Source organism: Xanthocytophaga agilis, from assembly GCF_030068605.1.
GTDB lineage: Bacteria > Bacteroidota > Bacteroidia > Cytophagales > 172606-1 > Xanthocytophaga > Xanthocytophaga agilis.
The window spans coordinates 74,936-100,414 of the sequence record NZ_JASJOU010000012.1; the positions used below are offsets into that span (position 1 = coordinate 74,936).

Here is a 25,479-nt window from a genome sequence, read left to right on the forward strand (position 1 = left end):
GGTCTGGATGTTTTTCCAGACCTTTTACTTTTGCATAATGATTGTATTAAAAGTCATATCCTAGAGTCAGATAATAGCTGGGCTTGGGATTAGCTACAAAATTTTCAACTCCCCATGCTACATCAAATTTGATATAATAACCAAACAATAGTGTACGAGCGCCCGCTCCATACCCAATCAAAAATGGATTTTTAAAGTCGGTGACAACAACCTCAAAGCCGGTGCCTGGGATATATCGTGTGTTCAAACTATTCTGACGACTAAATGGAGAGGCTCCCGTCCATGCTGTACCAACATCTGAAAAACCAACTAACTGTAGGTTTTTAAAGAAATTGGAAGTGATAGGACCCCGATAGAAGTAACGTACAATAGGTAAACGTAACTCTGCATTCAATAAAAGGAAAGATTGACCTGAAAGCTTATTATATGGGAAACCCCGAAGATTAGTGGCAAATTCATTAAATAGAATATCGCGATTATCGGTTCCCTGTGCTATTGTCAATGGATCGTTCTCAGGTCGGGCATCTGTACTGTTAAAAGCCCAGTTATCCATTCCTCCCAACAGATATTGTTTAGGTGCTCGTCCGCCATAACGTCCATAGGCCAAACGTGTTGCTAGAATAATATCCCGATGAACTTCCTGATAATGGCGAACATCCACACTTATATTGTCAAAGCTTCTGGCACCTGGGTTGGATATAGTTCCTTTGTCTGCTATACCTCTGTTATTATCATAACGCACTCTAATTCGGGTTCCTTCTGTCATATTTAACCCATTCACTATTGTATTGTCAAATACATATTCGAATCGAATGCCTGCATATCCTGTAGTTGCAATAGGAGGAGTTACACTGGCACTATATTGTGCTTCTACAAAACGCGTAAGCATCAAAATAGGAGATACAGAGAAACGACTTGAGACACTTAATGGATAAGATGCTGTAAATTGAAGTTTGTGTAAATTATAACGTTGAGTAAAACTCACATTATTCTCGGAAGGATTAAAATAGTATGTCTTCTTATCATAGCGTATTCCAAAGTCAATACGTTTTTTTATGTATTGATACTCTCCATAGAAATTGCTGCTTGAAAGATCAAAAAATCCTGTCAATCCTCCTTTAAACTTATGATCTTCTAATACTTCATTCATCAATACATCAAATGTAATTCCTAGGTCCCGAATAGGATCAATGATAAAAGATGTTACTGTGTTATCAACAGTAAAGCGTTGCTGGTATTCATGTGGCCCATTGATCTGAAGCGCTTGTTTTTTTGTGTTGCCTTCTGTAACAGTAGCTACAATGCTGCGTGTGGGTTCTTTTGCTGATTGCTTTTTGGTGTCTGCATCAAACTCATAATTATCTGTGTCTACTTCACCAGGTTCTAATACCAGTTGATCTTTAGGAGGTGTTGGAACAGGTGTTTCAGGAGTAGGTGCTGTTTTTGTATCTCCTGTGTTTATATTTTTGTTAAGCTCTGATTTGTCTATGAGAAGTTCACTGCGTTTGGTTTGGATAACCTGCTTGGCAGAAGATAAATCAGATTGATTACTATACCCTACAAATCTACGTTGGTTGTCTAAAATGGTGTATGCTAGGCTACTGTCAGAGGGATGAATGTCATAAGAGAGAAGACTTTGCCGGAAAGAAGTGACGGGCTGAACATTACGATTGCTTATGTGATAACGGTAGAGATGATTAATTCCTGTGATATCATTCAGAAAATAAATATTGTTTCCATTAACAACAGGTTGTGTCTCATTTCCTGCTGTATTTACAATCCGTTGTAACATAGTTGTTGATTGAGCAGGATCATATATAAACAAGTCAAAGTGAGGTGTTACAGTTTGAAATGAACCTTTATCTGTTTTTAATGAATCGCTGATACGATTAGAACTAAATACAAATGCATTCGATGATTCTCCTATAAAGCGTGGGTTCAGATCATCATATAAATCCTCTGTAATTGTGGTAATAGCTCCCCTGCCAATATCATATAAGAATATATCGTTTTTACCATTGCGTACAGCACTCATTATTAATGTACGACCATCCGACGATACATCAAAGTCCTTAACCTGAGTGAAACTTTTTAGAAATTTGCGGTTAACCAGACGGTTATAAAAAGGCTTGGTCATATCATAAACACTGACTACATATTCTCCAGCTTTGGCATGTATTACAACTACCTGATTATTATTGCGCCAGCCAATGAGAGGTATCTGTTCATCAAAGCGTTGATTGATAGTGCGATATCCCCCTGCCATCAAAGTGGTGCGCTTTGAGGTTTTTACATCTTTGGCATACACTGTATAACGGCCATTATAGTTTTCTGAATAAGCAACTAATTTTCCATTAGGGCTGATCTTTACCTGATTATAGTCATACTTATTCCGACTATTTTTACGGGCACGCATATCCTCCCTTGGCATTGTGTAAGTATTGATGATAGGTACATTCATAGTAGTATAGAAATTCCTCCATTCTTTAAGGAAATTACTATAGGGATATACACCTAATGTACTTACAATGCTGCTTTCTTCATTACGGATAATACGGGTAAGATTAAGAATATTCGAAATGTTGGATTTTCCATACCGCTCTGCTATATAGTTCCAGATAGACTGACCTACCAGCATAGCATCTTCTCCGGTAAGAGTAGACGGCCTTTTGAGATTTTTATGTACAATCATATCTCGTACAAAGTCATCCATTTCTGCTCCCCAACCTTCTGCCACATATGCAGCTGCTCCTGATACAAACCATTCAGGGAGAGACAAAAGATAAGAGCTTTGTACCATATCTTTCAGACTACCGCCAAACATCATCTCTGTAATAAACATGCGGGAAATTCCCAAACTTAGTTCACGCTTGAAATTAACAGCACTTCCGGTATAGGCAATTTCAACTCTGGATTTAACAAAATTGGTTTGTCCTCCTACCAGTGTAATGTCATTATTCAGACCAACATTACTTTGCTGAAGATCTGTAATGGAGTTGTAAATAAAGATCTTTGTTTTGGAATAAGGTGTATAGCCCAACAGATCTGCAATGCGATCAAAATCCGATTCAACATGACGTGCAGCAAAATAAGCTTGTTCGTTACCTTCCTGGTAATAGTATACTTCAAAATTGGTTGTAGTAATTACCTTCCAGTTAAAGTTCTTGTATTGAATCCGGTTTTTACCAAAAACATCCAATGCAGTTTGTGAATAGGCATCAGAGAAAAAAAATACTAAAAATATTATAGTAACAAGTAGTTTGTAGACAGCCTTCATACAATACATAATTATTTACAGTCGCACATTTGCATTCATAATGTAGCATTGGGCAATCTACCTATGGGAGGAATAGTGAAAAAGGGTAAGATGTTTTGTATCAACAAATACTCTTTTCAGGCCTGAACACAGGATTCATACCTGTATGCTAATGAATGATAAATGTTGTTAGTGTACAATCCTTTATTTTTTATACAACGAAAGATAACGATTAATGTTGATTTCAGGCATGATTTCTTTTTGAAATAATAAGAAATCAATAAAATGTTGTGCCAAATACGGTATTAAAGAAACTCCTTTACTACCCATACCCCCAAAGAATGCCAATTCTGGATGTTCTGGATGTGTGCCAATAAATGGACGTCTATCTGCTGTAGCCGGACGGATTCCTGCTGAATGATCCAGGATATGTACAGGTCTTTGAACAAGTCGGGATAACTTCTCCAATAATTCTGCCTTACCTGATTCACTGGGCTGCCAGTCAAGAGTACGCCAGTTATAAGTTGCACCTACACGAAAAGTGCCATCTGGTAATGGAATAACGAATAAATGTTGGTTAATAATATAATTTGTTACAAAATCATCAATAACTACATGTAGTACCTCTCCTTTAACAGGACGAAAAGGAAGCCAGTTGAAGAATAGATTCTCAGTAGCATAAGGCCCTTCACAGAATATTATCTGTTGTGCTGTGACATCCTTATACTGAACTTTACTTCCTGAAAACTGTATTTGAGTATGATCCAGTCTATGATTGTATACAATACCAATTTTGTCAAAATACTCATGACAGGCTGATAAAAAAGATTTGACATTTAGATATCCGGCATGGTGAATAAGCATTCCACCATAGGGCGCATTGACAGCAGTTGATATAGAGTTGTCGTCTTGGCAGATTTCTGCAAAACGAGCAATATCAGGTTGGGATGTTTCTGCTATCCATGTATTTTGCTCCTCAATAGAAATAAAAGGACGATAAATAGTGGAAGGATAAAAAAAACGACTGTTAAGAATGGCTTCCTGTTCTGTATAGAAGTTCTCCAAAAACGGAAATAATGTTTCTGCCTGCCAGGTTTTGCTCATCTTTCGTCCTGTAATAGGATTGTAAAGCCCGGCAGCTACAGCAGAGGCAGGTTTCAGTTCTCTATCACTAAATAAAATTATTTTTTTTTGTTGTTTTAGTAAGGTTAGTGCCAATACAGAGGCTGCTAATCCTTGCCCAACGATCAGGTAATCTAGGTCTTTATGAGTCAATAGGTTACAATTTTTTATAAGATAAATAAGATTGGTTTGCTTGAAAAAGTAAAGAGTAATAATGACTCACAACCTGTTTTTTTTGTAAATTTCCATACTGTGCATATTTACCTTACTTCCATTTTCTCTACAAATTAAGTAATTTGCTGATGTATTGCTAAGCTATGTGTGATACTATGAACTCTTATTACTTTTATGCAAACAAAACCATTTAAGAAAAAACTTTCAAGAAAGTTAAAAAAAACCTATTACGCTTTAACTGGTAAAGTAAAGCCTAAGAGTGTGGTTGCATTATCGCTTGAAAATGCTCAAGCTGCATATGGTTCACGTTCAGATGTTTCTATTCATAGATTCTTCCTGGAGAATGAGTTTGAACTGAAAAAGCCTAAATTTCTTGCGGAAGATGCTGTTTTCAAAGGCTATAAGTCAACATTCCCCACTAAGGGTGCTAATTATGATGCTGTATTGCTGGAAATTCGCAATCCGAATTTCTCTTTTCAATATAATCACCTGGTAGATGATGAAAACCGACCTATTTATGAACCAAGAGTTCGGTTTGATGAGTTACCTATTCAACATGAATATCTGCTGGACCCTCCAAAAATAAGTGGAACGGTTGCCTATTTCTCAAATACGGTTCCTAATCAGTATGGACATTGGTTACAAACTCAATTGCCTTTGTTATTGTCTTACTGGGAAACATTTGGCAAAGAGAATATAGATTATTATTATATTGGTGAATGTCCTATTGTTGATTTCGTGGAAGAGTCTTTTGCTAAGATGGGAATTCGCAGAGAACAGATTATCAATTTCTCCTGTAGGGCAGATCGCTCCCTGATATCTATGAAGTTTCGGGATATTGACAAAATAAACTCAATGCGTACTGGTTTTGAGCTGGACAGCCATAGCGTCCAATTCTTACAAAAGAATCTGTTTAAGCCCGCAACTCCAGCATACGAAGGTCAGTTCGCAAAGAAAATATTTGTGATGAGAGGAAATGTGAAATTCCGGAAAGAGTTAAACCTGCCAGAAGTAAAAGCTGCACTGGAACCACATGGATTTACATTTGTAAGTATGGAAGGTAAGACCATGCAACAGGAAGCAGATATCTTTGGAAATGCAGACGTAATTATTGCAGTACATGGATCTGCACTTCATAATACTATCTTCTCCCGTCCAGGAACAAAAGTAGTAGAGATATTTCCATATGACTATTTCGAAGCCTCTAACTTCGTAATCAGTAATTATGGTGGTTTTGATTATTACTATATGATTGGAGAGCCTTTAGGTAGTGATACTAATCCTAATACTTACGAAGATAGAAATATAACAGATATCCGTGTAGATGCTAAAAAGCTCATTCGCCTGTGTGAAGAAGCTGATATTCTGGCTGGAGTGACATCAAGTGTTGTGTAAATACTATAAAACATAATCGGAATTTTCTTAAAACCGTGTAGGGTAACTACACGGTTTTTTGTTTTACTAATGAAACTCCAATAGGGCAGCTTAAACACCTATGCTCACAACAAGAGTGATTGTATAGTTCTATACTCGCCTGAGAATCAAATGCTGTACGAATATCCAATCCGGTTTCCGATTTCCACAATCGTGTGATTTTATTGTTTTCCGAAGGTAGTCGCTCCAATAAAAAAACTGCATGCTCAATATATTGATGCTCGTTCTTGATCTCTGCATAAGCTGAAAGAAGTGGTACAACACTATTAATCAAAAGATTGTGTTGACTATCCTTTCCCAAAGAGCCTTCGTGATTACTTTCTTTGCCAAAATGGTAATGCTTTTGCCAATAAGCGGAAGGAGTAATATCCATGAGAGTCAGGATCTCTTCTGGTTTTTGCAGAGAAAATAAGGAAGAAAAAAGTGATTTCTTCTGATAGATTAACATCGCCAACTGGGCAATGCGGAGAGTAGGAAAGTTGGCTGGTCGCAGACGCAGAAATTTCCACTGAGCGGCTGTTATTGTATTATGCAGCTGATACTTGTGCTTCAGGAATATATACTCTCGCCTTAGATCTTCTACATATGAATCGCCGCTTTGTAAGGGAATAAGTCCTGCCTGACCAAATAGGAGAGCTTCTATCTGGAGTAATGAGTTGGCATGTTTGTATAAGATCTTGAGTGGCAATGATTGAGCGAGTGAAAGCATAGGTTCACTGTTAATCTTAAAACCAAATGCATGTGCAAGAACCTGATAGGCAGTTTCATCCCAATGTTGTTGACTGTTCTGATAAAGTTCTTTGACAAAAATGGCTTTCGTATGAAGACGACTCATTAACGCCTTGTCCAATGCCTGACGTCTATGAATATTCTTAACTGCTGAAAATTGAGAGGCACAGGCTATAGGAGCCATATTTTGCAGTAAGGTCTGGTATCTGGAAAGAAGGTTTTTGTCTGTATGGGATTCTAATATAAGGACAGGGATTTCTGTACCATCCGGATGGTGAACAGATAAGTTGTGTTCCCATACTACATGCAACACCACATTTTCATATGCCTTATCCTGTTGATGACGATGCACCTGCCAGTCAGATGACCGTAGGTGCATCTCTATATTGCCTGCCCATTCGATGCCTCCAACAACAATACGTGCTTGGGTAAAATCAGGACCTGCATCAGAATTGTAAATTCCAGGTTTGATAACCTGAAGCTGTCGGCCATCTGTGGTTTGTAATCCTTGGGTACTGAAGTACTGAAACTGCCATAAAAAATGTAGAAATGACTCCTGCATAGCAACAAAAAATAGATTTATCGAATTGCTTATAAAAGAGCATCTTTATAAATGTAAAAATGCCTTTTGCTTTTATTCGATAGTTTTCAATTCTGTAACCTGTTAAAAGATCTTTTATCTAAGCAATTTATTTTACTTCTTTGATACGATTGGGATAATCTGTGATAATTCCGTCTACTCCCCAATCCTTTAATCGTTGCATGTCAGTCACTTCGTTAACCGTCCAGGGAATTACTTTCATCCCTAATGCATGTATATTTTCTACCTTGTTTTTAGTAAGAAGTAGTTTGTAATAAGGACTATAAATTTGAGGTGTAAATCCGAGATCTGCTAGGTTATTTTCAACGGACCTTGGATTAGCAACTAAAGCTGCCAAGGTTACTGTAGGATATTTTTCCTTCCAGTACTTAAGCACTCGGAAGTCAAAACATTGTAACGTAATTCGTTCAAGAGGTACATATTGCTTGATTATCTGGTAGACCAGGTTTGAAAACTCACTAACTTCGGGATGAAAAGTATTATCACCTTCTGGAGAACTCTTAATTTCGATATTATAATGAACAGGTGGTAATTTTTTCTCCTGACAGTATTTCTCTGCAAGCTGGAATACTTCACTGAGTAGAGGCTTGCTAACTTTCAATTTCTGTTGTTCCGGGAAACCTTTATTCCCTTTTGAGCCACAATCAAAGGATTGTACTTCTGTATAAGTGAATTGATAGATGTTATATTGCTTTTTGTCAGAGGATACACTTTGTCCTGTTTTATCTAGACAGATGTCTGCTGAGAAAAAAGGCTCATGAGAGACAATGACTTGTTTGTCTTTGGTAATTACTACATCCAGTTCCAATGTAGTAACTCCTATTTCCAGTGATTTTTGAAATGCTGGAAGACTATTTTCAGGCATAATGCCTCTGCCTCCACGATGGGCCTGCCAGTCAAAGGTAGATTGGCTGTATGAGGTTAGGATAGTGAAGAAAAATAGCAAATAAAGAAATGAATATTTCATAGATGAATAGGTTTTGTATGTGGATTGGCAAGATTCATCTAAAAAGTCAAAGTAGTGTCACATTCTATTTTAAGAAAGTATGAAGTTTTAACTCATTCTTCTACCTTTCATATTAGAAGAATGGTAAGTAGGTATAAAAATCCGAATAAATTTTTAATCATTTTCGAGAATATCAAAATTCTGATATTTTTCAACTCTGATCAGTATTTCGATATATTGGAAAAATGACCAGAATTCCAGTCAAACTTAAAAGTGAACAGAGTTGAGGTCAAACAGAGAAATGACCATTATTCGAATATTTTTGTGAATTGATCGGTATTCTGGTCAAAACAAAAAATGATTCAAATTATGGTCAAAAATAATTGGGATAGAAGCTTACATATAATTGATTTCAATCTTCTCATGAACAGAATTCTGGTCAAAAGGTAGTTTGAGACTTATTTACTTTGGTGAGAGATGTACTACCTCTTCAAGAAATTTAGTTGTGCCATTTTCTACACTTTTCCAGTCTTTGGAACGAATATATGATGCAATGACATGATGGCCTGTTTTAGGAAAAGCTTCTTTTCTCTTTAAAGCTGTAGAGGTTCCCAACTGATCAAACATCTCCAGCATTTTAGGAACAGATACTACCATATCCTGTTCCTTCTCATTTTTATAATAATAGGCCAGATATACCGGACATTTTATTTTAGCAAAAGTATCCTGATTGAGTGCCGCTTCCATAAAACTTTGTAAGACAATAGGCCCTTGAATAGTATATTGTGCAGACCAATATTTTTGTTCCAGTGGATTTTCTCTTTGATAGGTTATATAATCTGATCCTAACAGTGAGCGCATGATTTGCTTTCCCCAAGGCCCATTCATTAACGTCGCTTTATCATCGTAGAGGCGAATAGCTGGTGAATATACTATCAATGCGGTTATTTCCGGGTGCTCTGAAGCAAGGTAGAGAGAAAGACCAGCCCCAGCAGATGTGGAAAGAATGATAACTTTATTTCCAAGTATTTTGGCAATAGCTAGTGCTTTCTTGGCCGAAGCCAGGTAGTTTTCAGGTGTGAGGTTCTGAAAGGTATTTTTATTGCTGATACCATGATCCTGAAGACGGGCCAGATATAGATTGGCTCCGTATCGGCGAGCCAGATCTGTGTGTACTGGTGCTCCTTCTGCCTGACTGGCTCCAAAGCCGTGAATGTATACAAAGCTATAAGTAGTAGGTTGTTTATGGAGAGAATCTGCCCAGATAATACGGGCCTGATTGTCAGGTTTAAGATAAGGAGTTTTTTTTTCTGTTGTATTAATTTCTTGTTCCAGCTTACTTAAATCTGTTGTAACAGAAGGTAGTTGAGTATCCAGAATAGGATCAGAGGGTTTGGGACCTACTACATAACTAATAGTTAGTAAGAAGATAAATCCTGCTGTCCATTTAGCAATACGTTTTAACCATTTCATTTTAATGCGGCGCTTTTTCGGGTAAGATATAATTTTTCTTTAAGCTGTAATGGCACATAGAATGTTGAAAATATAAAAGGACTCCATATGTATGTATTCTATGGAGTCCTTTTATGTAACTGTAAAACTGGTCAGGCAGCCTGTGCTGTTGGATAAATACCAATATCCAGTTTCTGTGTATTGCGTAACACTTCCAGCTTAGACCATTTCTCGATGCGGTCTTTGTTTAATAACTTAAACAAGTCATGAGACGTCTGAATCGAAGTGTTTTCAAAACCAATAATAATATCTCCTTCCTGAAGCTGGGATCGTCTCGCAGGCGAATTCTTCTCAAGAGAGACCACCAATAAGCCTTTGGTCGTTTTCAGATTGTAGAAGTTAACAATACGGGGATTGATAGTAATTTCCTGCAACATAATTCCCAAATAGGCTTTGCTAACTTTACCTTCTTTGATCAGATGACCCGCAATATCTTTAGCTGTATTGATGCCAACTGCAAAGCTAAGTCCCTGGGCTTCCCGTATCACAGCTGTATTAACGCCTATAACTTCACCGGTAGCGGTCACCATAGGGCCACCTGAGTTTCCTGGGTTAAGAGCCGCATCACTTTGAATCACATTATCAACCAAACGGCCGGAATTAGTTCTCAGCGTTCGACCTAAAGCACTGACAACTCCTGTTGTAACTGTGTGCTGATAGCCATATGGATTACCAATAGCAATTACCAGTTGTCCAATACTTAAAGCCTCAGAGTCTCCGATTTTAGCTACAGAGAAGCCATTAGCATATGTCTTTATAACTGCCAGATCCGTATCCGGATCTTCACCAACCAGAAATGCTTCAGATTCAGATCCATCAAGCAGCGTAATAACAATCTTATCCGCTCCATGTACTACATGGCTGTTTGTAAAAATTAATCCGTCGGAAGAAAATACAAAACCGGAACCAGACCCGACTAGGATCATTTTTTCATGCTGTCGTTTAAATATATCTATTTTAACTACTGCATTTTTTATCTGATTCACAGCATCGACAACGATGTTAGAAAATGCATCCATTTTAAAAAGAATTTGATGAAACCAAGCTAACTGCCTCTGTTTCTTGAGGTATTTAGGTAGTAATAGTAGTTACCTGCAATTTCGTATCCAGACCATATAAAATAGCTATTCTGACAAGATTGAAATGATTTTGGGAAGAAAGGTGCCTTTTTGTCAGTTATACTATTTTGATTAGCCTCAGTATTGATCGTAATTAATAGTGCTTATAGTCAGAAGGTTACAGGAAAATCCCTTTGCTGAGTACTTCCGCTGTACATGTCTACTTATCTGACAAGCAGATGATTTCCACATTTAACTATAACCTGAATTTGCAAAGGGACAAGCATCAGTTACCTAAGCTTTTTGCAGTCTTTCTCTAAAACTTAGATATGTAGTATATCCAGAGAAAAATCTCTATTCGACAGGTTGGAAGATTGTAGATTTACATCCTTAACAGTATTTGATTATGAGACAATTACACCAAAAGGTTTGGCTTGCAATAATAACGGGGGTTTTCTCTGTTTTTATTGTGACTGCACAGACCAATTCGGTGGGTATTGGCACTCCTTTCCGGACGCAGGTACCTAATACGAATGCCGTATTACATCTGGAATCAGATGCGAACAAGCCACAGGGGTTTCTAATGCCACGTATAGATCGGACAAAATTCGTTGGACTTACTTCTGCTGAAAATGGGTTGATTATCTATGATCAGACAGATAATGTATTTTATTATTGGTTGACAAACCGATGGGTAGCTGTTGGTAATGGTGGTGGTAAAGAAGCCTGGACATCAGGAGCAGGTAATCCGGATAATAGCATAGGAAAAGAAGGTGATTTCTATTTTAATACATTGACTAATATACTATACCGAAAAGGGTCTTTAGGCATATTTGAAGAGTTATTCAAACTTGGATATACAGCTGGTGCAGGTATCTCTATCAATAATGGAATAATTAGTAACAGTGGTGATCCAAATGCAGCAGATGATATTACCAATGAAACAGAGGCAGGTGGTGATTTAACAGGTAAGTATCCTAATCCCACATTGTCATTGAAAAGTGTGACAGCTGAAAAAATTGCCCCTGCTACTGCTGGAAATATGCAGCTAGTAACCAATGGAAGCGGGGTAGTTGAATGGGTACCTACAACAACTACAGCTATAGGATTGAATGAAATAGCAATTGGCAATGGAGCAGGTGTTAACAATGTGATTGTAAGTCAGGATGCAACTTTAGCATCAGATGGTAAACTTACTGTAACCGGACTAGTAGGTAAACCGCTAAATACAGGAATTAATCCAACTGCCAATCAGGTTCTTATCTGGAATGGCAGCCAATGGACTTATGCAGATATTTCAACAATCGCTACTCTTACTGGCGATGTAAAAGGAACACTGTCTGGAACGAAGGTAACTGCTTTGCAAAACTATCCGGTCGCGAATGTTCTACCTCAATCTGGTAGTTTTCTGCAATGGAATGGATCTGAATGGATTCCATCTGAGATAGTGCTTGGAGGAGATGCAATGGGAAGCTTTGATGATGTAACAGTTTCACGTATACAAAATCGGGACATAGCTAATACAACACCTGCCAATGGACAAGTACTAACCTGGAACAGTGTGCTTAATAAATGGGAACCTGCTGCCGTCCCTACTACTGCTTTGCCTAATACGGCTAATGGCGCATTGCTGATTGGAAACGGAAGCAGTATCAACACAGCTGTTATGAGCCAGGATGTAACCTTGACTAGTACAGGAAAAGCAACAGTAGTAGGACTTCAGGGAAAAGCAATTTCTCTTACCTCTCCTGTTAGTGGACAAGTATTGATTTATAATGGATCTCAATGGAATAATAGCACACTTTCTGCTAGTGGAGATGTAACAGGATCTTTGGGTAGCACTACCGTAACCAGGCTACAAAATCGGAGCGTGGATGCTTCAACTCCTTCCTCTAATGATGTCTTAACTTGGAATGGTTCACAATGGACACCAAAACCTGTTCCTGTCTATTCATTACCCAATACAGGTAATGGCAATATTCTTATTGGCAATGGAAGTACAGTTAATAATGTCACTATGAGTCAGGACGTAATGCTGGCTAGTAATGGCAAAGCAACTGTGACAGGGTTGCAAGGTAAAATAATAGATAGTAGTGTATCTTCTCTAAGTACGGGTGATGATGGGAAGGTTTTAACATGGGATGGCACGACTAATAAATGGACTCCAAAGTCAGCATCTGCTCTTATCAAATTGGAGAATCAGAGTTATGCTACTGCTCAGACAAGATACTATAGTGTAGATCCTACCGAGTTTGTCGAAGTAAATACTTCTCCAACTAGTATTAAATTTAATGGTGTAAGAGGAGGAGAGATATCATCCGGTTCAGGATCTGATACCTATATAGTAGCACCTTTACACTTGCCACACGGAGCTACTGTGACTGAGATTACCTTTCTATGCTTTGATAATACTACCAGCCAGGATATTACCTTTTACTATACCCGTAATAGCCTGACCGGATCTACATCGGATGTGGGTTCGGTAAGTTCATATGGAAGCTCGGGTAGTCAATCGATTGTCTACTCTGCGAATGATGTGGTTGATAACCAGAATTATTCTTATAAAGTAGCAGCTGTGTTGAATGATAATGCACAGCAGGTATATGGAGTACGGATCAAGTATACAGTAACCAAGCCCGATTAATAGATTCAAAAAATTGTTCTATGTGTTTTGTATCTAAAACTTTACTGGTTGGATTGGTTGGTATGTTCTGTATCAATACATCTCCTGCTCAGATCCTGAATCAGGGGCAGGTGATTGCATTTACACAGGGCTCTGTAATGACTACAGGAGATATTACTAACCAGGGAGAGATCGATAATCAGGGTGAAATATATAGTACTGGCAACTGGAAGAATATCGGAATTTTTAAAGAACGGACAGGGGAAGTACATTTTATAGGTGCATCTGAACAAAAAATCCAACACAAAGGACAATCCTTTTATAAGCTGCTCACTGCTGGTGGTACTAAAGTGCTGGAAGATAGTTTGAAAGTAATCAATCAGCTGGTGTTTACAGATGCGATACTTCGGGTACAGCCAGGTAGTTTATTGCTAATGCGTAAAACCGCTTCCATCAATGGCGCTTCAATGAATGCTTACATTGATGGCCGACTGTATTGGGAAGGGACGCATCCGCGATTTTATCCGGTTGGTATGAATGAATTATATGCCCCTCTTTGGTTGAGTGAAGAACCTCAGTCTGAAATGGAGCCAATAGTTGGGATCAACCTCTACCAACCTGCTATAGACGGATTATTCGATAGTAGCCTGAATAAGGTCTCAGGTGTGCGTTATTGGGAGCGAACTGTATTACAGGGAAAATCTGAGAATGCCTATGCCACACTGAGTATCCTGGAAGATGAAAATATACCAGAGATAGATTCCGCAGTAGTAGCGGGGACTTCCGATTTGACCATTCCTTTTTATAATCTGGGACAGCAAGAAATAATAGGAAGTATTTATAATGGAACAGTAAAAAGTTATGAGTATGCGAATAAAAGATGGCTGGCTGTTGGACTGAATGCCTCAAATAGGTCAGGATTGGTGTATATGCCCAATGCATTTGCACCTTCATCTCCTAATGAGGAAGAGAGAGTGTGTAAAGTATACGGAGTAAATCTGGCCAGGGAAGGGATGACACTCACCATTTATAATCGATGGGGCAATGTTGTGTTTCAGAGCCAGTCTTTTGAACAGATTACAAAGTTTGGATGGAATGGTATGAATCAAAATACTCACACAGAAGAAGTCGGTGGTACATACACTTATACATTACAGGGAAGATTTGTTACAGGAAAAGGATTTCAAAGGCAGGGGACTATTACACTGATTCGTTGATAAAGCAAACTATCAAACTAAAACTATTTTTCATTTCGCTGCTCAAAACAAATATTTTAACTCATCTCTATGAGATTTCGGATGTTGGTTTTCTGGATTACTTCAATGTGGCTGGTAGAAACGATACAGGCACAAGATCCGAACTTTTCACAGTTTTATGCAGCCCCTTTGTATCTTAATCCTGCCTTGGCAGGAGTAGAGAAAGATGTTACATTCTCTGCCAATTTCCGTTCGCAATGGAGAAGCCTTGGCTTTCCTCAACAAATAGGGCAGTTCTCAGGAATATTTCCTTTACATAATCGGCGTTATCCAGTTATACAATCCGGAGGGATTGGTTTTTCTATTTACAATGATCTTTCTGGAGAGGGAAATAATTTCAGGACCACAGGTATTCAGGCAGGAGCAGCCTATAATCTCGTCTTGTCAAGAGATTATGCACACATAGTAAGCTTTGGCATGCAAATAGGAATGATCCAGAAAGCTATCGATTTTACAGATCTTCGCTGGGGATCACAATACAATGCAGCAGCTCCGTTTTTTGGATTTGATTACACAGTAGCTCCAAGCATTACTACAAACCTAATGCGGGATAAAGCATTATATCCGGTAGTTCATTCTGGTGTAGTCTGGCATTTTAATCCAGACCGTGTTCACTATAGTAGGCCATTCAGTAGCTTTATCGGTTTTTCTGTATCTAATCTGAATCGCCCGGATGAATCACTTATACGAGGAGAATCAAGCCAACTACCTCTATTATTCCGCATGCAGGGAGGTTTTAATTATGAACTATCTCCATCCTTTAAGATAATGCCAAATATACTCTGGATGAGGCAAAACGGTAATAATCAGATTAATGCAGGGACTTACTTCTCCTATGAAATGACTTCATCTGAAACACAAAGTCCGGCACAGATTATGGCTGGAGCGTGGTATCGGATTCAGGATTCATTCATACTCTCTGCTGCAATTAGCAATTCAAAATATACACTAGGATTTAGTTATGATATTAATACCTCCTCACTTCGCTATACAAGCAGGGGAAGAGGTGCATGGGAGTTGTCATTAACTTACAGAATTATAAAAAACAAAGCAGCCAGAAGGTTTTCGACACCTTTATTATAGATAAGAGATAAAAGTAAAAACATAGAAGGATAGAAAAGAAGAATTTCTATTAAAAAAAGTAAAGTAAAAATACAGATAGCGTTTGAAGCATTTTTGTACATATCTATATCTTGTTTTTATATACCTAACCTTGTTTGGGGGTGCTTGCTGGCAACCGGCAAAAGCGCAACAAACAGAGGCTAGGAAAGTACGTGCTTCACTTCCTGAATCTGAGCAGAAGAATGTTGATTTACCAAAGCAATATCAAAAGCTTTTGGTGCTAAGTGATACGTATTTTCAGTATGGGCAATATGATCAGGCGCTAAAATATTATGGACAGATTGCAGCTGTTTATCCTGACAATCTGTATATATCCTATCAGTTAGCAGAGTGTCAACGGCAATTATTTAATTACGCAGAGGCTGAATCATTATTTAAAAAAGTATATCAGGCAGACAGCGTAAAATATCCTGAAGCGTTCTTCTATTACGGGTTAGCACAAAAGATCAATGGAAAGTATACAGACGCAATTCGTACTTTTAGTGCTTTTCAAAAATATGTAAATGATCAGCAGATCTCCGCAAAACAACAATGGCTCGACAGAGCCAGGTTGGAACAAGCCGGTTGCCAGTATGCCTTGACAAGAGCCAATGCTATACAGGGTAATTTCCAGTTTAAGTTACTGCCAGGATATGTGAACACCTCAGGACATGACTATGCGCCTGTACTCATGGGACAAAATGATCTGGTTGCTATTACTTCCACACGAATCGAAAAAAATGCAGGTAGTTATGCTCCTGTAGGTAGTACTTTTAGTGATATCTATATATATACCCGACAGAAAGATTCTACCTATCATGCCTTTGCCCATCCTTTAGATGATATAAATACTTTCTGGAGTGAAGGTTCCGGTTTTTTGACAGAAGATGGAAAGAAATTTTACTTTACACGATGCCCAGTAGATGGTGATTGTAGTATTTACGTGACAGAACGAAAAGGTGATAAGTGGACAAAGCCTGTCAGGCTTACAAACTTAATTAATCAACCCAAAACTGATTCACGACATCCGGCTCTAACAACCAGTGGAGATACCCTATACTTTGTATCTAATCGGAAAGATGGATATGGTATGAATGACATCTGGATGAGTATACAAACTGAAAAAGGAAAGTGGCAAGCACCTGTTAATCTTGGCAATAAAGTTAATACACCTTATAACGATATTTCTCCTTTTTATTACGCTTCGGAAAATCAACTCTTTTTTGCATCAGAGGGTCATGTTGGCTTTGGTGGACTGGATCTATATTATGTAAATGCCTCACCTGATCATACAAAGGATACAATTGTCAATCTCGGTGCTCCTTTTAATTCGAGTAGAGATGATGCCTTTCTGGTGCTTGGTAAAGAAACTGGGTATATGGCATCAAATAGAGAGGGAGGTTTTGGGAACTTTGATATTTATTCGTTTCTGGCCCGAAATCAGCAAAGTGAGCTTATTACAGTTTTGCCTGGCAAAGATAGTGTGTTAAAAGCATTGCCATTACTGATAGGCATATCCGATGCTCAAAAACAAGTGCTAGATAGAATTATAGGAAAGAAAGAGGCTGAGAAATTATACAAAACTAATCTGCCACTATCTGAAGAAGAAAAGAAGTTTTATGAAACCTTGTCTCCTGAGCAAAAAGATCAGATAGAGAATACCGCTGGTGTATTTCTGAATAGAGAGAGTACCTCCCAAAGAATGGCAAAAGATGCGTTTGTATACGAAAAACTTGCCGCTCAGGACGATAGTGCCAGAGTAAAACGCATTATTGAAGCATATCGCAAAGCTCAGCATGATAATTCGACTCTGGTATTGAGCGAAGAAGACAAAGCCTACTATGAATCGAAAGGGAGTGAAGAGAGGAATGAATTATATCGCCACATTGCGGGTGTTCTATCAAATCAGCTTACTGATGAAACAGTGAAGAAGCTTCAAGAGGATGACTATGAATACGAAAAATTACCTGCAGAAGAAAAAGATCGGATTAACCGGATGGCCGCTGCACGATATGCAGCGCAGCTTAATAACTACGATGAAAAGTTCAGAGAAGAAGATAAGTTCTTTTATGAAAAGTTATCATCCGAATCAAAAGATCGACTGGAGCGATTAATTACTGCCCGTATAGGTCAGTTACGAGACTCCCAAGATGCATCATTGCTTACCGATGAAGATAAGGCATATTACGAAAAACTATCACCTGAAGAAAAACAGCGAATCAATCGGATGGCAGCAGTCCGATATGATGCTCTAGTAAATGAAAGGGAAGAAAAATATCAGGATAAGGATAATTACCACTATGAGAAGCTGTCCTCAGAAGAGAAAGATCGTATGAACCGACTTCTGGCTGCTCGCAATCCCGCTAATTCTCAGAAACTGGATCTGACTGACCAATCTGTTGATAAATCAGTTGAATTTGAGTATGAAAAGCTTACTCCAGAAGAGAAAAACCGCATCAATCGTATGGCCGCTGCACGATATGCCTCCAAAATGAATGGTACAGACGAAGAGCTTAAGGAAGAAGATGGTTTCTTCTATGAGAAATTATCTCCAGAGGAAAAGAATAGAATAGATCGTTTAGTCACTACCCGTATGGGCGTTGGAAAAGAAGTGCTGGATGCTTCTGTTCTTACAGAGGAAGATAAGTCTTACTATGCAAAACTGTCACCAGAAGAGAAACGGCGAATTGATAGAATGGCAGCTACAAAGCTTACCGCTTCACCGGATACAAGTGATAGAAAACTTACAAAAGAGGATGCCTTCTTTTATGAAAAGCTAAATCCAGAAGAAAAGAATCGTATTGACCGATTAATGGTTGCCCGCAATAATGCCAATCACCAGTTGGTAGATGAATCTTTATTAGAGAGTGGAGATCTAAAGACTTATCAGGAAATGCCTTCCGAAGAGAAAGACCGGATCAATCGGATGACTGCCGCCAGATATGCCGCCCGAATGAATGGCAAAACAGAAAAGTTTACAGACGAAGATACCTATTTTTATGAGAAGCTATCGCCAGAGGAAAAAGAACGTATGGATAGGATTATGTCGGCCCGTGCTGCCCGAAAAGGTATATTTCAGGACCAGTCAGCATTGAATGGAGATGAGTTTGCATTTAAGCGGCTACCCGCTGAATCAACTAACAAACGCTTCTCCAAACCTGGTCTTGCTTCCAATACTTCATTAATTGCAGACAATTCTGTACTGAGCCCTATTCTGTTTTCTGATGCTCTTGTTAGTCTGAATACCTCCTATCTGGATGGAAAATATACAAAGATGACACTATCCGGACAATTAATGGAAGTAAAGACCAAGCAGCCTATTGCAACATCAACTATGTTATTGACAGATGAAAAAGGAAAAGTTCTTCAAACATTAGTGCCAAATGTGGATGGAACATTTCAATTTCAAAATATTACAGTACAAGGTGTGTTAACTGTTCGTCTGGAAATGTCTTCCAAGTCCTCTGAAGAAGGAAAAGTAATATATACCAGAGACCTTAAATTAATTGCAAATGAAGAAACTCCAAAGCTTGAAGTATTCGGTGTCGCCTACTTTGATTTTAATAGCTATACATTGGCACCAAAGACAATTCAACTATTAGAGTCTCTACTAAAATACTATAAGCAGAACCCTGCTATTCGAATTGAATTTAATATTTTCGCGGATGAAGCAGGTTCCTATGAGTATAATCTGGCACTCACCAGAAAACGGGGTGTAGCTATTCAGGATTACTTACAAGCCAGAGGTGTTTCGCCCAAGAATATGGCTGTGTATGCTCGTGGTGAACAAGAAAGAAACCTAAATAAACCGCCACAAGATATAGAAGCTCGTAAAGTAATTATCTCTATAGAAAGACCAAAAGCAATTACTGGAAGGCCTCAAGATAATTTCTTTATTTTGCAAACACCTGTATATCTGAAATAGCTGAAGTCAAAATAATGAGAGCTTTAGATAACATATTAGCATAACCTTATCTATAAGGTTCTTGTATTCTCTTTTTCCAGATTCAACAACCATTGTTTTCGCCAAATCCCACCGCCAAATCCTGTTAATGTGCCATCACTACCCACGACTCGATGGCAGGGAATAAGGATTGAGATCCGATTCATACCATTCGCATTGGCAACCGCACGGACTGATTCTGGCTTTTTTAGCGAAATGGCTTGTTCTTTATATGAACGAGTTGTTCCATAAGGAATGGTTTGCAACTCTTGCCAAACTGCTTGTTGAAAATCTGTTCCAGGAGAATACAAGGATACAGAGAATACTTTACGATGACCGGAAAAATATTCATCTAGTTGTTGCTTCAATATATCAAAATGTTTGTTTGGGCCCTGAATAATAGTTGCATTAAGTAATTTGGTCAACGTTTTAAATTCTGTTTCCAGCATTTTTCTGTCAGTAAACTCCAGCAGACATATACCTTGTTCTACTGCGCAGGCAAACATAGTTCCTAATGGCGTTTCAATTCGGGTGATATCAATAACAGTTTGAACTTTACCTTGCCTTGGAGAAACTCCGAAAACAGATTTAAAAGTATCCGTAAATCCACTGAGAGATTCATAGCCTGAATCATAAGCAGTTGTTGTAACAGATTCTCCATTCTGTATTTTTTTGACTGCAATATTAAGACGAAATAGTCGTTGATAGGCATGAAATGTGATCCCATGGTTTTTTAAAAACCAGCGACGTATGGTATGAGGTTTAATATCTCTCTGAACCAAGTCCCAGTCAGTAATTCGCAAAGATGGGTTTTGAGTTAGTTCATCCAATAAAACTTTTATGTAAGGAGGTGTTTCATTCATTTGCTCCAGTGGATGGCATACTTTACACGGGCGATACCCGTGTAGGATAGCTTCTTTCGTTGTTCTGTAAAATTCTACATTCTCTATTTTAGGTTTGCGGGCTGTGCAGGTCGGGCGACAAAAAATTCCTGTTGTTTTTACAGCAGTAAAAAAGCTTCCTTCAAATGAGGTGTCTTTGTCCAGAATTGCCTGATACATTACTTCTTTGGTAAGATGCAAAGGATTATTAAGCAGATTTATTGACATATTGTTTACTGATCTTAAAAAGTATAGTGTAAAAATAGTCTAAGCTGAAGGAGACAGCAACCGAAAAATTGACAAGTATTTTATTGAATGTGTTTTAGAAGAGAGTATCTGAAAATAAAAAGCCCTGCAATTGTTGCAGGGCTTTCAGATGCATGATATGTATTTGATTATTTAATTAACAACAATTCACGGTATTTAACCAAAGGCCAATCTTCATCATCTACCAGCAATTCCAGTTTATCAACTGCATACCGGATTTTGTCGAAGAATCCTTTTACTTCTTTGTTATATAGGATGGCTCTCTCGCGAACATCTTCTGTATTGTTTGCTTTCTTACGAGCTTCTGTCATTTCTTCAACATCAGCTAACAAGCCATCTACATATTCAGCAATTTTCTCAATAGTAGCAACAGTGTTTTCTGTATACTTTCCTTTGATACCTACTGATTTCAGACCTTGTACGTTACCAACCAATACATTCTGATATTTTACCGCGGTTGGAACAATGTGGTTCAATACCAGGTCACCCATAACGCGAGATTCAATCTGGATTTTCTTGATATAGTTTTCCAGCATGATTTCATGACGTGCGTGGATTTCACGTTCGTTCATTACGTTATTTTTCTCAAATACCTGGATTGCTTTCTTCTCAACATAGAAATCCAATGCTTCAGGCGTAGAAGCTACGTTTTTCAGACCGCGTTTTTCAGCTTCTTTTTTCCATTCGTCAGAGTAACCGTTTCCTTCAAACAGGATTGTCTTAGAAGCTTTGATATATTTACGCAATACATTTACGATAGCAACTTCTTTCTTCTCACCTTTAGTGATCAGAGCATCTACTTCCTTCTTGAATTGAATCAGTGTTTCTGCCATGATAGTGTTCAATACAGTCATTGCATTTGCACAGTTTGCAGAACCACCTACAGCACGGAACTCAAATTTGTTACCAGTGAAAGCAAAAGGAGACGTACGGTTACGATCTGTGTTATCCAACAAAATTGGAGGAATTTTGTCGATACCCAGTTTCATATACATGTTTTCGCCTTTATCCAGCTTCACATTACCTTTCTTATCCAGCTCATCCAGAACAGATGCCATTTGAGAACCGATGAAGATAGATACAATAGCAGGAGGTGCTTCGTTTGCTCCCAGACGGTGTTCGTTTCCTGAAGAACCGATAGATGCACGCAACAAGTCTGAATAATCATAAACCGCTTTCACAACGTTTACGAAGAAAGTCAGGAAGCGTAAGTTTTCTTTTGGACGGCTGCTAGGTCCTAACAGGTTAACGCCTGTATTTGTACCCAGAGACCAGTTATTATGTTTACCACTACCATTGATACCTGCAAATGGTTTTTCATGGAATAATACTTTAAAGTTGTGTTTGTCTGCAACTTTGTCCATGATATCCATTACCAACAGGTTATGGTCAACGGCTAGGTTTACTTCTTCAAATGTAGGAGCGCACTCAAACTGGCCAGGAGCTACCTCATTGTGACGGGTACGAACAGGGATACCCAGTTTGTAACACTCAATTTCGAAGTCACGCATATAAGCTTCTACCCGTTGAGGAATAGTTCCGAAGTAGTGATCTTCCAATTGCTGACCCTTTGCAGGAGAGTGTCCAAATACAGTACGGCCAGTCATAATCAGGTCAGGACGGTTCATGTACAATGCACGATCAACCAGGAAATATTCTTGCTCAGGTCCTAATGTTGCAACAACACGTGTCACATCACGATCAAAATACTGACAAACATCTACCGCAGCTTTGTCCACTGCAGCTAATGCTTTCAACAATGGTGCTTTATAATCAAGTGCTTCACCTGTATACGATACAAACACAGTAGGGATACACAGTGTTTGATCTACAATAAATGCAGGAGAGGTTGGATCCCATGCAGTGTAACCACGTGCTTCGAATGTACTGCGGATACCACCATTAGGGAATGAAGAAGCATCAGGCTCTTGCTGAACCAGTGCACTTCCTTTGAATTTTTCAAGAACAGATCCATCACTTTGAACATCAAAGAATGCATCGTGTTTTTCTGCTGTTGATCCTGTTAGAGGCTGGAACCAGTGAGTATAGTGAGTTACACCTTTGCTCATTGCCCATGTTTTCATAGCAGAAGCTACTACATCGGCCAGATCCTCGTCAATTTTGCTACCTGTTTTAATAGCATACGATACTTTTTTGAATGCCTCTGCGCTTAGGTGCTGACGCATGGCATCCATACCAAAAACATTACAACCATAATAGTCAGAAACTTTGACTGAAGGAGCGGTTACCTCCGGCGTAATACGACTTTGAGCTTGATCAACTGCTTTGAAACGTAAGTTTGCCATTGTCTATTAGAGTGTTAAAGAAAGGTTAGGGTTAATGGGTTAAGAATCGGAGGCTAAAGTCTTAAAAATATTGATAAAATTCTAACAAATGGTTGTTTTTTTTACTCAAATATGAAAAAAAACTATAGATCTGGCACTTTTTTGAATAAAAATCATCCGAAAACTGAAAAAATATAGCTTTTTTTCCTGATTTTCTGTGGAAAATGGGTGTAATATTTATTTTTTATGATCTGAAACAGAAACCATTATCGTTAAAGTAGATATACTCAGTGTATATGCGTGAAATTCTTTATTTTTGTACAATCTATGTCACAAATTCAGCTTGAACCCTTTACATCTACCGACTTTAATCAATTTATAGGGTGGATTACTTCAGAAAAGGCACTTATACAGTTTGCTGGATCTACCTTTCAGTACCCTGTAACTAGAGAACAGCTTGAGAAACATATTGTATCAGAGAGCAGAGAAATTTTTCGGGTAAGACATATTACTCACAATAGTATTGTCGGACATGCAGAAATGGTTGTAAATCAGAGTAACGAAGGTGCTCGATTAGCCCTTATCCTAATAGGTGATCCTTCCATGAGAGGAAAAGGATTAGGAAAAGAGCTAATCAGAGAGTTGTTATCCTTGGGTTTTAACAAAATGAATCTGCATCGGATTGAGTTAAATGTGTATGATTTCAATCATTTAGCCATTACTTGTTACCAACAAGCCGGTTTCCGGATAGAGGGTATATTAAGGGAAAATCAGAGAGTTGGAAACCAATTCTGGTCGACAATTGTCATGAGTATATTGAAAAATGAATGGGAATGCCAATTATAAGTAGGAGAGTACAAAAATTGTAACTATAATATTGACTTAAAGAATATACAGATTATATATACTAATGAAAAAGGTTGCTTTTTATACGCTTGGCTGTAAACTGAATTTTTCAGAGACATCTACTTTAGCCCGGCTTTTTGAACAGAGGGGATATCAGCGGGTAGAATTTACAGATACTCCGGACATTTTTGTTATAAATACTTGTTCGGTTACAGAAAACGCTGATAAAAAGTGTAAAAAGGTAGTAAAAGAAGCAAAAAAGGTATCTCCCGATTCTTATGTCACCATTGTAGGTTGTTATGCGCAGCTAAAACCTAAGGAGATTTCTGAAATTACTGGTGTAGATGCTGTATTGGGTGCTGCAGAAAAATTCCGGTTATTGGATTTATTGGATGGATTTGAAAAAAAATCGGAAGCTGTCATTCATCACTCGCCTATTAGTGCGGCTACAGATTATTATTGTTCCTTTTCTCAGAATGATCGCACTCGCACTTTCCTAAAGGTGCAGGATGGTTGTAATTATTCCTGTACTTTCTGTACTATTCCGTTGGCACGTGGAGATAGTCGTAGTGATAGTATAGAAAATATTGTAAGAACAGCCCGACAGATTGCACAAACCGATGTGAAAGAGGTTGTATTGACAGGAGTCAATATTGGAGATTTTGGACTACAGAATGGGATTCGTACTGAACGTTTTCTGGATCTGATTAAAGCATTGGATGAAGTAGATGGTATAGAAAGGTTTCGGATTTCTTCTATTGAACCTAATCTTCTAACAGACGAAGTAATCGAATTTGTAGCGGTCTCTAAAAAGTTTGTTCCACATTTTCATATCCCATTACAGTCAGGCAATAATAAAATATTGCGGCTGATGCGTCGACGCTATAAGCGAGAACTGTATGCAGAAAGAGTAGCAAAGATTAAATCCTTGATGCCAGATTGTTGTATAGGGGTAGATGTAATTATCGGTTTTCCGGGTGAGACAGAAGAAGATTTTCTGGAAACGTATCAGTTTCTGAATGATCTGGATATCTCTTATTTACATGTATTTACTTATTCAGAACGACCCAATACGCATGCCATTACCTTACCTGGAGTAGTGAGTATGGCAGATCGGAATAAACGATCACAAATGCTGCATATATTGTCAGAAAAGAAACGTCGTTATTTCTACGAGCAACAACTAGGTAAGGTCAGCACAGTATTGTTTGAGGATGATGCTGAAGATGGACAAATTCATGGATTTACAGAAAACTATGTACGGGTTACGGCCAAGTTTGATCCTGTACTGGTAAATGAACTCAAGCCTTTACGTTTGACAAGTATTAATGAGAAAGGTACAGTGGAGGTAAAAGAAGTGGAGCAGGAGGTATTGGTTCATTCGTAACGCCATTGATACGGTCTATATAGTAAGATATATAGACCGTGGCTTTATAAAATAGAAG

Annotated in this window: 15 protein-coding genes; 7 read left to right on the top strand and 8 right to left on the bottom strand. The window is 38.3% G+C overall.

The annotated features are described in order from the left end of the window. Nucleotides 1-46: 46 nt before the first annotated feature. Both QNI22_RS27835 and QNI22_RS27840 read right to left on the bottom strand, forming a co-directional pair. Entirely contained in the window at nt 47-3,277 is a 3,231-nt protein-coding gene (locus QNI22_RS27835) for a hypothetical protein (protein WP_314515903.1), read from the bottom strand. Nucleotides 3,278-3,460: 183 nt separating this feature from the next. Next, a complete protein-coding gene (locus QNI22_RS27840; RefSeq protein ID WP_313977317.1) occupies nt 3,461-4,531 on the bottom strand; it encodes an NAD(P)/FAD-dependent oxidoreductase in 1,071 nt (356 codons plus the stop codon). 195 nt (nt 4,532-4,726) lie between these two features. On the opposite strand from QNI22_RS27840, the gene QNI22_RS27845 reads away from it, so the two are divergent. Beyond that, nucleotides 4,727-5,947: a glycosyltransferase family 61 protein gene (locus QNI22_RS27845; protein ID WP_314515905.1), complete on the top strand. Its 1,221-nt coding sequence runs from the start codon at nt 4,727-4,729 to the stop codon at nt 5,945-5,947. A gap of 46 nt (nt 5,948-5,993) precedes the next feature. Here the strand turns inward: QNI22_RS27845 and QNI22_RS27850 are convergent, their stop codons facing one another. From QNI22_RS27850 to QNI22_RS27865, 4 genes are all read right to left on the bottom strand, one after another. Continuing rightward, on the bottom strand, nt 5,994-7,277 hold the full coding sequence (locus tag QNI22_RS27850; protein WP_314515907.1) for a DUF2851 family protein: 1,284 nt from the start codon (nt 7,275-7,277) through the stop codon (nt 5,994-5,996). Nucleotides 7,278-7,404: 127 nt separating this feature from the next. Further along, complete coding sequence (locus QNI22_RS27855; protein WP_314515909.1) at nt 7,405-8,283, bottom strand: glycerophosphodiester phosphodiesterase; 879 nt, start codon at nt 8,281-8,283, stop codon at nt 7,405-7,407. Nucleotides 8,284-8,724: 441 nt separating this feature from the next. Continuing rightward, nucleotides 8,725-9,735: an alpha/beta hydrolase gene (locus QNI22_RS27860; RefSeq protein ID WP_314515910.1), complete on the bottom strand. Its 1,011-nt coding sequence runs from the start codon at nt 9,733-9,735 to the stop codon at nt 8,725-8,727. 131 nt (nt 9,736-9,866) lie between these two features. Beyond that, nucleotides 9,867-10,793: a S1C family serine protease gene (locus tag QNI22_RS27865; RefSeq protein WP_314515912.1), complete on the bottom strand. Its 927-nt coding sequence runs from the start codon at nt 10,791-10,793 to the stop codon at nt 9,867-9,869. Between the two features lie 445 nt (nt 10,794-11,238). Here QNI22_RS27865 and QNI22_RS27870 point away from each other — a divergent pair, with 445 nt between their 5' ends. The 4 genes from QNI22_RS27870 to QNI22_RS27885 all read left to right on the top strand — a co-directional run bounded on the left by QNI22_RS27870 (nt 11,239) and on the right by QNI22_RS27885 (nt 19,737). Then, nucleotides 11,239-13,476 carry an autotransporter outer membrane beta-barrel domain-containing protein gene (locus QNI22_RS27870; RefSeq protein ID WP_314515915.1) on the top strand — a complete coding sequence of 746 codons (2,238 nt, stop codon included), beginning with the start codon at nt 11,239-11,241 and terminating at the stop codon, nt 13,474-13,476. A 20-nt stretch (nt 13,477-13,496) separates the two neighbouring features. Beyond that, on the top strand, nt 13,497-14,672 hold the full coding sequence (locus QNI22_RS27875; RefSeq protein ID WP_314515917.1) for a T9SS type B sorting domain-containing protein: 1,176 nt from the start codon (nt 13,497-13,499) through the stop codon (nt 14,670-14,672). A gap of 69 nt (nt 14,673-14,741) precedes the next feature. Beyond that, nucleotides 14,742-15,794, top strand: a complete 1,053-nt coding sequence (locus QNI22_RS27880) for a PorP/SprF family type IX secretion system membrane protein (protein WP_314515919.1) — start codon at nt 14,742-14,744, stop codon at nt 15,792-15,794. Nucleotides 15,795-15,924: 130 nt separating this feature from the next. Further along, a complete protein-coding gene (locus QNI22_RS27885) occupies nt 15,925-19,737 on the top strand; it encodes an OmpA family protein (protein WP_314515922.1) in 3,813 nt (1,270 codons plus the stop codon). Nucleotides 19,738-19,787: 50 nt separating this feature from the next. Here QNI22_RS27885 and QNI22_RS27890 read toward each other — a convergent pair whose 3' ends face one another. Both QNI22_RS27890 and QNI22_RS27895 read right to left on the bottom strand, forming a co-directional pair. Further along, nucleotides 19,788-20,864, bottom strand: a complete 1,077-nt coding sequence (locus QNI22_RS27890) for a bifunctional transcriptional activator/DNA repair enzyme AdaA (protein ID WP_314515924.1) — start codon at nt 20,862-20,864, stop codon at nt 19,788-19,790. 167 nt (nt 20,865-21,031) lie between these two features. Beyond that, nucleotides 21,032-23,209, bottom strand: a complete 2,178-nt coding sequence (locus tag QNI22_RS27895) for a glutamine synthetase III family protein (RefSeq protein WP_313977299.1) — start codon at nt 23,207-23,209, stop codon at nt 21,032-21,034. 306 nt (nt 23,210-23,515) lie between these two features. Here QNI22_RS27895 and QNI22_RS27900 point away from each other — a divergent pair, with 306 nt between their 5' ends. Next, nucleotides 23,516-24,034: a GNAT family N-acetyltransferase gene (locus QNI22_RS27900; protein ID WP_314515927.1), complete on the top strand. Its 519-nt coding sequence runs from the start codon at nt 23,516-23,518 to the stop codon at nt 24,032-24,034. Nucleotides 24,035-24,098: 64 nt separating this feature from the next. Continuing rightward, nucleotides 24,099-25,421 carry a tRNA (N(6)-L-threonylcarbamoyladenosine(37)-C(2))-methylthiotransferase MtaB gene (gene mtaB / locus QNI22_RS27905; protein ID WP_314515929.1) on the top strand — a complete coding sequence of 441 codons (1,323 nt, stop codon included), beginning with the start codon at nt 24,099-24,101 and terminating at the stop codon, nt 25,419-25,421. The last annotated feature ends 58 nt before the right edge of the window (nt 25,422-25,479 follow it).

Coding starts and splice junctions, on each gene's coding strand:
- QNI22_RS27835 (WP_314515903.1), bottom strand. CDS start 3,277: ATGAAGGCTGTCTACAAACTACTTGTTACTATAATATTTTTAGTATTT.
- QNI22_RS27845 (WP_314515905.1), top strand. CDS start 4,727: ATGCAAACAAAACCATTTAAGAAAAAACTTTCAAGAAAGTTAAAAAAA.
- QNI22_RS27850 (WP_314515907.1), bottom strand. CDS start 7,277: ATGCAGGAGTCATTTCTACATTTTTTATGGCAGTTTCAGTACTTCAGT.
- QNI22_RS27855 (WP_314515909.1), bottom strand. CDS start 8,283: ATGAAATATTCATTTCTTTATTTGCTATTTTTCTTCACTATCCTAACC.
- QNI22_RS27860 (WP_314515910.1), bottom strand. CDS start 9,735: ATGAAATGGTTAAAACGTATTGCTAAATGGACAGCAGGATTTATCTTC.
- QNI22_RS27865 (WP_314515912.1), bottom strand. CDS start 10,793: ATGGATGCATTTTCTAACATCGTTGTCGATGCTGTGAATCAGATAAAA.
- QNI22_RS27870 (WP_314515915.1), top strand. CDS start 11,239: ATGAGACAATTACACCAAAAGGTTTGGCTTGCAATAATAACGGGGGTT.
- QNI22_RS27875 (WP_314515917.1), top strand. CDS start 13,497: ATGTGTTTTGTATCTAAAACTTTACTGGTTGGATTGGTTGGTATGTTC.
- QNI22_RS27880 (WP_314515919.1), top strand. CDS start 14,742: ATGAGATTTCGGATGTTGGTTTTCTGGATTACTTCAATGTGGCTGGTA.
- QNI22_RS27890 (WP_314515924.1), bottom strand. CDS start 20,864: ATGTCAATAAATCTGCTTAATAATCCTTTGCATCTTACCAAAGAAGTA.
- QNI22_RS27895 (WP_313977299.1), bottom strand. CDS start 23,209: ATGGCAAACTTACGTTTCAAAGCAGTTGATCAAGCTCAAAGTCGTATT.
- QNI22_RS27900 (WP_314515927.1), top strand. CDS start 23,516: ATGTCACAAATTCAGCTTGAACCCTTTACATCTACCGACTTTAATCAA.
- mtaB (WP_314515929.1), top strand. CDS start 24,099: ATGAAAAAGGTTGCTTTTTATACGCTTGGCTGTAAACTGAATTTTTCA.